General features: G+C 64.6%; 7 protein-coding genes. 5 read left to right on the forward strand and 2 right to left on the reverse strand.

The genetic code is table 11. The features are described 5' to 3' along the window. Positions 1-706: 706 nt before the first annotated feature. Positions 707-1831 carry an NAD(P)/FAD-dependent oxidoreductase gene (locus RXV88_RS22880; RefSeq protein WP_316296001.1) on the forward strand — a complete coding sequence of 375 codons (1125 nt, stop codon included), beginning with the start codon at positions 707-709 and terminating at the stop codon, positions 1829-1831. Between the two features lie 188 nt (positions 1832-2019). On the opposite strand, the gene RXV88_RS22885 is transcribed toward RXV88_RS22880, so the two are convergent. Beyond that, the gene (locus RXV88_RS22885; RefSeq protein WP_316296003.1) at positions 2020-2226 is read right to left on the reverse strand and encodes a hypothetical protein; all 207 of its coding nucleotides are present in this window, start codon (positions 2224-2226) and stop codon (positions 2020-2022) included. Between the two features lie 39 nt (positions 2227-2265). Between RXV88_RS22885 and RXV88_RS22890 the strand changes: the two genes are divergently transcribed. The 4 genes from RXV88_RS22890 to RXV88_RS22905 all read left to right on the forward strand — a co-directional run bounded on the left by RXV88_RS22890 (position 2266) and on the right by RXV88_RS22905 (position 4786). After that, positions 2266-3144, forward strand: coding sequence for a LysR family transcriptional regulator (locus RXV88_RS22890; protein ID WP_316296004.1), 879 nt, complete (start codon positions 2266-2268; stop codon positions 3142-3144). Positions 3145-3233: 89 nt separating this feature from the next. Further along, on the forward strand, positions 3234-3794 hold the full coding sequence (locus RXV88_RS22895) for a helix-turn-helix domain-containing protein (protein WP_316296005.1): 561 nt from the start codon (positions 3234-3236) through the stop codon (positions 3792-3794). Then, the gene (locus RXV88_RS22900) at positions 3791-4324 is read left to right on the forward strand and encodes a GNAT family N-acetyltransferase (RefSeq protein WP_316296006.1); all 534 of its coding nucleotides are present in this window, start codon (positions 3791-3793) and stop codon (positions 4322-4324) included. Before RXV88_RS22895 ends, RXV88_RS22900 begins: the two co-directional genes overlap by 4 nt. Before the next feature lie 3 nt (positions 4325-4327). Continuing rightward, positions 4328-4786: a DMT family transporter gene (locus tag RXV88_RS22905; protein WP_316296008.1), complete on the forward strand. Its 459-nt coding sequence runs from the start codon at positions 4328-4330 to the stop codon at positions 4784-4786. A gap of 138 nt (positions 4787-4924) precedes the next feature. Here RXV88_RS22905 and RXV88_RS22910 read toward each other — a convergent pair. Then, positions 4925-6619: calcium-binding protein (locus tag RXV88_RS22910; RefSeq protein ID WP_316296009.1), on the reverse strand; the 1695-nt coding region annotated here is incomplete at its 5' end.

Raw genomic sequence — 6619 nt, forward strand, 5'->3', positions numbered from 1 at the left:
CCTTCCTCTCAGCCATCGCGTTAGCCGCAACCGTCATGTTCTGGCTATGAAATGTGAATGAGTCCTGACCCTAATCACCGAAATAGCTGCAACCATTGCATTTCCCCCTGGCAGGCATCCCCAGAGTATGGCAATGGCTGAATTTATTATTATTTTCAGTATATTGGCATCCTCTTGCCAGGATACCGCGATGAGCGAGCGTCGTTCAAGTTTGCCGAAGAATCAAGTTTTTTGTACTTCAGGCCGGGCCTGCCGACATCGGACCGGGCCCGGTTGCCGGGATGACAGCCCCCGACATCGAGGCGTTCGGGAAGAGGCCCGCCATCGCCGATCAGGACGGCGGTGTTCTTCTTTCCGACGCCTGGACCCTCTCCGCCTGTTGGCAGAGCCCGAGGCAAACCGCCATGCGGCTTTGGAAAGATCGGACATGGCCGCGTGGCCAAGATCAATCGGCCTCTGCCAAACCCGGCGCGGTCCATCCCGACGACCGAAGCGGCAACCAGCTTTCCCCGATACATAAAGTCCCGCTCGTCCCGATATGCGCTCGGCGGGACAGGCTTGATTGACTTTTCTGGCCGTGCCATGCGTAAACTTGCGAATGGCTCGACGCGGCTGGCGTCGCTAGGAGTCTTGACCAGACCCTGTCTTAAGGTAACCGGATGATCTTCGGGTAGCTCCGAGATCGGTCTTACCTGAAGGACGAAACATGAAATCTCGAGTTCTCATTCTAGGCGCCGGCTTTGGTGGTCTGGAACTGGCAACCCTTTTGTCGGACGCGTTGGGCGAGGACGCCGACGTTACCGTAATCGACAAGAGCGACGCCTTCGTCTTCGGTTACAACCGGATCGACGTGATGTTCGGCAAGACCACGCTCGATGACGTTCGTCTGCCGTATGAGACCTTCGACAAGCCCGGCGTTCGTCTTTTACGGGAAACGATCATCGCCATCGATCCAGATGCCCGGCGCGTGACCACGGATGGCGGCACCTATCACGCCGATTTTCTCGTGATCGCCTTGGGCGCCGATTATGACATTGCGGCGACCCCCGGGCTGGCCGAGCATGGCAATGAATTCTATTCCAACGCGGGGGCGGATCGGTTGCGTGAGGTGCTTCCCGGCTTTTCATCCGGTCCGGTGATCGTCGGCATCTGCGGGTTTCCGTATAAGTGCCCGCCCGGGCCCAGCGAATGCGCCTTGACGCTTCACCATTACCTCACCGAGCGCGGCATCCGCGACCAGTGCGACATCACATTCGTCTCTCCACTGTCCACGCCGATGCCCGCCTCGGCCGAAATGGCGCAGGCGCTGATGGATTCGTTCGAAGAGTTTGGCATCCGCCTTCTGCGTCAGCGTACGGTGGTTCGGCTTGATAACGGGAAGGCGACTTTGGACGACGGGACGGAACTGCCCTTCGAGCTTTTCCTGGGCGTGCCAAAGCACACCGCCCCGCAGGTGGTCATAGACAGCGGCCTGACCGAGGACGCCTGGGTGCCGATCGACCTGGCGACGCTGGAAACCCGACACACGGACGTATTCGCGATCGGTGACATGGCCGCGACGGGGCTTCCAAAGTCCGGGACGTTTGCGGAAAGCGCGGCGCGAAGCGTGTCGACGGCCATCCTTGCAAGGCTCGCAGGCGGCGAAGCGGAACGGAATACCGGGACGGGCACTTGCATCGTCGAATACGGCGATGGCCGGGTCAGCTATGCCGAGCTTGATTTCCTGACGGGGGAATCGCTCAAAGCGATTTATCATCCGCCGTCTGTTGACGGTAAGACGTTCAAGGATGGGTTCGATGACACACGTAGAGGCCGCTGGTTCAACAGCTAGGATGCCGGAGCGTCGGTACGACGTCTTCGTCGGTTCCAGAACCAGAGTACATCGAGCCTGAGGGGAGCAAGGCCCGGCGGGGGCAGACCACCGGGCTGGCGCCATGGCCCTCGTCAACGCCCCGGCTGGGCACTTCCGTTCGACGCGGACCTCGCCACTTCTTTCACCGGCGCCGAAACCTCCAACCGCTACCACAGGGCGTTCATAAGGCGATAGATCGCGCGCGCGCCCAGCCCGCCGTGTCGTTGATAGAAGTCTTGTTCGGTGTTGCGATCCGCGCGGCGCTTTGCGGCGCCGCATCGGGCGGCGAGTGTCGCGAGCGCTTGGATGTGGATAATCGATGTGATCATGACGCCCTTCGTCTTCTTTCGGTTGCCATGAAGGTAGCGATCCATGATGCTGCCGAAAATGACACGATATGAACAGGTCAATTCATGAGTGAAAAGAAATGGCGTGCATCGGACATGGCTGCGGGGCGGGGGGCAGAGCCCATATCGCCCCTGAATTTCGGTCGCGTGCCGTGGGACGATCTGGCGGCGTTTCTGGCGGTCGCCCGGCAGGGCGGGTTGTCGCCAGCGGCACGAGAGTTGGGGTCGAGCGCGCCGACCCTCGGGCGGCGGATGCGGGCGCTGGAACGGGCGCTGGGACGCGAGCTTTTCGTGCGCCGCACGCATGGCTATGAACTCACGGACGATGGCGCGCGCCTGCTGGACCAGCTTCGACCGGCGGAAGAGGCCATCGCGCTGGCCACGCTGCCCTTGCGCGACGATGCGCTGCCGCTGGTCAAGATCGCGGCTGGCACCTGGACCGCCTTCCTGATCGCCGACATGCTTCCCCACCTGACCGGTGACCCGCCCGATCTGCGGGTCCGGCTGTTGCAGGGCGAGGACGTCCTGTCGATCCCGCGCCGCGAAGCCGCCATCGGCTTCCGCTCGCGCCGGCCGACCGAAGCGGGGCTCGCGGGGCGGCGGCTCCGCAAGGTGGAATTCGCGCCGTTCCAGGCCCCGGGGGCCCCGGACAGCTGGATCGTGGTGCGCGCGACTGTGCCATCGGCGCGATGGGTGGCCGAACGCTGCGGCGATGCGATCGCGGCTGAAACGAACACGCCGCGTCTGGCGCTGGATCTGGCGCTAAAGGGCCTTGGCCGCGCCCTGTTGCCCACCTTCGTCGGCGATCACCAGCCCGGGCTCGAGCGCGCCGGCCCGGTGGTGGACGAGCTGACGCACGATCAATGGCTGGTCTGCCACGACGAGGATCGCGCCCTGCCAGAGATCCGGCGCGCGCTCGACCGGATCGGTGGTTTCTTCGGATAGCGCCGACCCGGGCCCAGGGCCGCTGAGCGATCGGCCAAGCATGACCGAAAAGCTTGACGATACGACCATATTAGGGAAATATCCCAAATATGGGAATCACCGTTCGATCAGAAGCCGCCAAGCTTGCCAGCCACCTGCGTGGTCTGCGAGAGGCGCACAGCCTGACCCTGGCCGCGCTGGCAGAGCGCAGCGGCATAAGCCGGGCGTCCCTGTCCCGCATCGAAAACGCCGAGGTCAGCCCGACGGCCGAGACGCTCGGCCGGCTCGCAACGGTCTATGCGCTGCCCATCTCGCAGCTCTTGTCCCCGCTCGAACAGGATTTCCAGCCGGTTCAGCGACGCGCCTCTCAGGCCGTCTGGCGCGACCCCGAACACGCGTTCGAACGCCGCAGCGTTTCGCCCCCGAACGGGCAGCTTTCGGTCGAACTGATCGAAGGCGTGCTGGGCGCAGGTCAGCGGATCGCCTACGCGGCTCCGGCGATCCCGGGGCAGGAACACCACGTCTACGTTCTGTCGGGCGGGATGGAGGTCACCGTCGAAGGCATTGCTCACGATCTGAGAGCGGGGGATTGCCTCAGATACAAACTCTTCGGCGAGACGGTTTTTCGGACTGACAAAACCCCCTGCAAATATGTGATCGCGCTGTCATGACGGACCAAACCCAAAGCATTCGCCAACTCGACGACGCCCAGGTTGCCACCCACCTGAACGATCTGGTCCTCGTTCTGATGGACAGCGTCGCGGACGGGGCCGCCATAAGCTTTATGCACTCGCTCACGCAGGCCGAGGCGGAACGGTTCTGGCTGCAAGACGTGGCCTCAGCGGTAAAGCGCGGAGACCGGCAGCTTTTCGGCGCTTTCGTCGAAGACCGACTGATCGGAACCGTCCAGCTGGTCACGGGGATGCCGCCCAACCAACCCCACCGCGCCGAGATCTCGAAAATGATCGTGCATCCCGAAGGCCGCCGCCGTGGCCTGGGCAAGGCACTGATGGAGGCGGCGCTCGACGCGGCGCGGGGCGCGGGGAAATCGCTGGTGACGCTCGACACACGCACCGGCGACGTGTCCGAAAACCTCTATCGCAAAGTCGGATTCTTGCCGGCTGGAATCATTCCGGACTTCGCCTACGATCCGGACGGCGCGGCGCGCCACGCGACGACATACATGTTCCGATATCTCTGAGCCATGTCCGCGACATTACTGACATTCGCCGCTCTGGCCTTTATCGGCGGAATGCTCGTGGCGGCACAGGGCCCGATCTATGCGCGCCTGTCCGAAGGTCTGGGGCGCGACCCGCTTCTGGCCGTCTTCCTCGCCTTTGCAACGGCGGCCCTTGTCACCGGCGCGATGGCCTTTGTCGCGGGCAGCTTTCGCAACCTGACGGTGGGCACGCTGGGCGGCTTGCCTCTCTGGGTCTGGCTCGGAGGCGTCTTCGGGGCGGTCCATGTCGTCATCTCGATGCAGAGCATACCGGTGCTCGGCGTCACGGCGTTTCTGGTCATCGTCGTGACCGGCAATCTGTTCGGCGCCGCGCTTTACGATCATCTGGGCGCGATGGGCCTAGCCGCGCGGCCGTTCTCGCTTGCCAAGGCGCTGGGTCTGTTGTTGGTGATCCTCGGCGTCTGCATCGTGGCCCGGGCCTGAGGCAATGTCACCTGGTTGCAGGTGCTCTGGACGTCGTCACAGGCAAGCCACGCGCCGCGCTTTTTTCAAAGCCCTGTGACCGGAGCGACGGAAATTCCCCCCGCGGCAATTGCCGCGGGGGGAACGCTGATACCCCCGTCAGAGGAAGGTGAAGTCCTCGGTCGTCAGATCCGCCGCTGCGATGCCCTGGATCAGCACCGTGTGGCCCTGATAGTCGATCAGCGCGCCGCCTGCGGTATCGGTGATGTTCAGCGCGGCAACCTTTCCGGCCAGACCGGAACCCGGCGCGTTTTCGACACCTACCATGCGGAAGCTGTCGACCCCGTCCTCGAAATCGGTGATGACATCCGCATCGCCGTCCTTGAAGAAGTTCCAGACGAAGACATCGGCCCCTTCACCGCCGGTCATGGTGTCGTCGCCGTCGCCGCCGTTGATCGTGTCGTTGCCCAGGCCGCCGTCGATGTCGTCGTCCCGGCCGCCGCCCGCTAGGAAGTCGTTGCCGCCGCCGCCCGTGATCACGTCATTGGCCTCGCCGCCGCCGACGCTGTCGTCGCCTGCTCCGGCCGAGATGCTGTCCTGGCCGGATCCGCCGCCGAGGTCGTCGTTCCCGGCATTGCCCTGGATTGTGTCGCTGCCGAAGGACCCGCCCATGGTGTCGTTGCCGTCGCCGCCGATGAGCAGGTCGTTGCCCGGCCCGCCGTTGACCACATCGTTGCCGATGCCGCCGTCGACCGTGTCGTCGTCCTGGCCGCCGCCCATGAAGTCGTTTCCGGCATCGCCGTCCATGTCGTCGTTGCCGGTGCCGCCGCCCATCAGGTCGTCGCCGGCACTGCCGCGCAGCAGATCGTCGCCGGGCCCCGCGCCGATATTGTCATTGCCGCCCGCACCGTCGAGCGTGTCGTCACCGCCCAGGCCGAAGATATTGTCGTCGCCCTCGTTGCCGGTCAGGTCGTCGGCGTCGTCGGTGCCGATCAGGGTCTGGTCCGCTGGCCCGTCGCTGGTGAAGGTGTTGTCCGCCAGATCGAGCGTGCCGTCGAGGAACTCGACGAATTCAATATCCTCCAGCTCGTCGTACCCTTCGGAGGATTCGACGACCGTTGTGCCGCCGTCTTCGGAAATCGTGGCGTCGTCGTAGTTCACGCCGATCACCGCGGTGTCCACGCCGTCGCCGCCGCGGAACCGGTTGTCGCCGACGCCGCCGATCAACCTGTCGTCGCCGCCTTCGCCGCGCAGCTGGGTCCATTCGGTCATGCCGGTTGCGTCCATCAGATCGCCCAGCTGGCTGCCGCGAATGCTCTCGATGCCGGTGAAGGTGTCGGTGTTGCCCTGGGTGTCGATCACCGTTCCCGCGTCCCAGTCGACGGTGATGCCGCTGCCCTCGCCGCCGAACCAGTCCATCTCGAAGTCGTATTGCAGCTGGTCGAAGCCCGCGCCGCCATGCACCGTGTCGTCCCCGCCCAGCGGCGCATAGCCCTGAAAGCGGTCCTCGTCCGCGCCGGTGATCAGATCGCCGTCCTGGCTGCCCTCGACGAAGTTGACGAAGGTGAAGGTGTCGTCGACAAGACCCGCGTCGCCGCTGACGGCGGTGCCGGTGCCGTCGACACCGATGGCGATGGTCATGCCGCCCACGCCCGAGATGTCGCCGTAGCTGAGATTGTTGCCCTCTCCCAGCTCCCAAAGCCCGGCATGGCCCAGGATGGTATCGGCGCCCAGACCGGGGCGCACCTGATCGCCGAAGCCCTGCGTCTCGGCCGCCCCGCCCGACGCGTCGAGCGTGTCGTTGCCGTCACCCCCGAAGAGCCGGTCTCGCCCATCGCCGCCGTCCAGGCTGTC

Source organism: Aestuariicoccus sp. MJ-SS9 (assembly GCF_032586235.1).
Taxonomy (GTDB): domain Bacteria; phylum Pseudomonadota; class Alphaproteobacteria; order Rhodobacterales; family Rhodobacteraceae; genus Aestuariicoccus.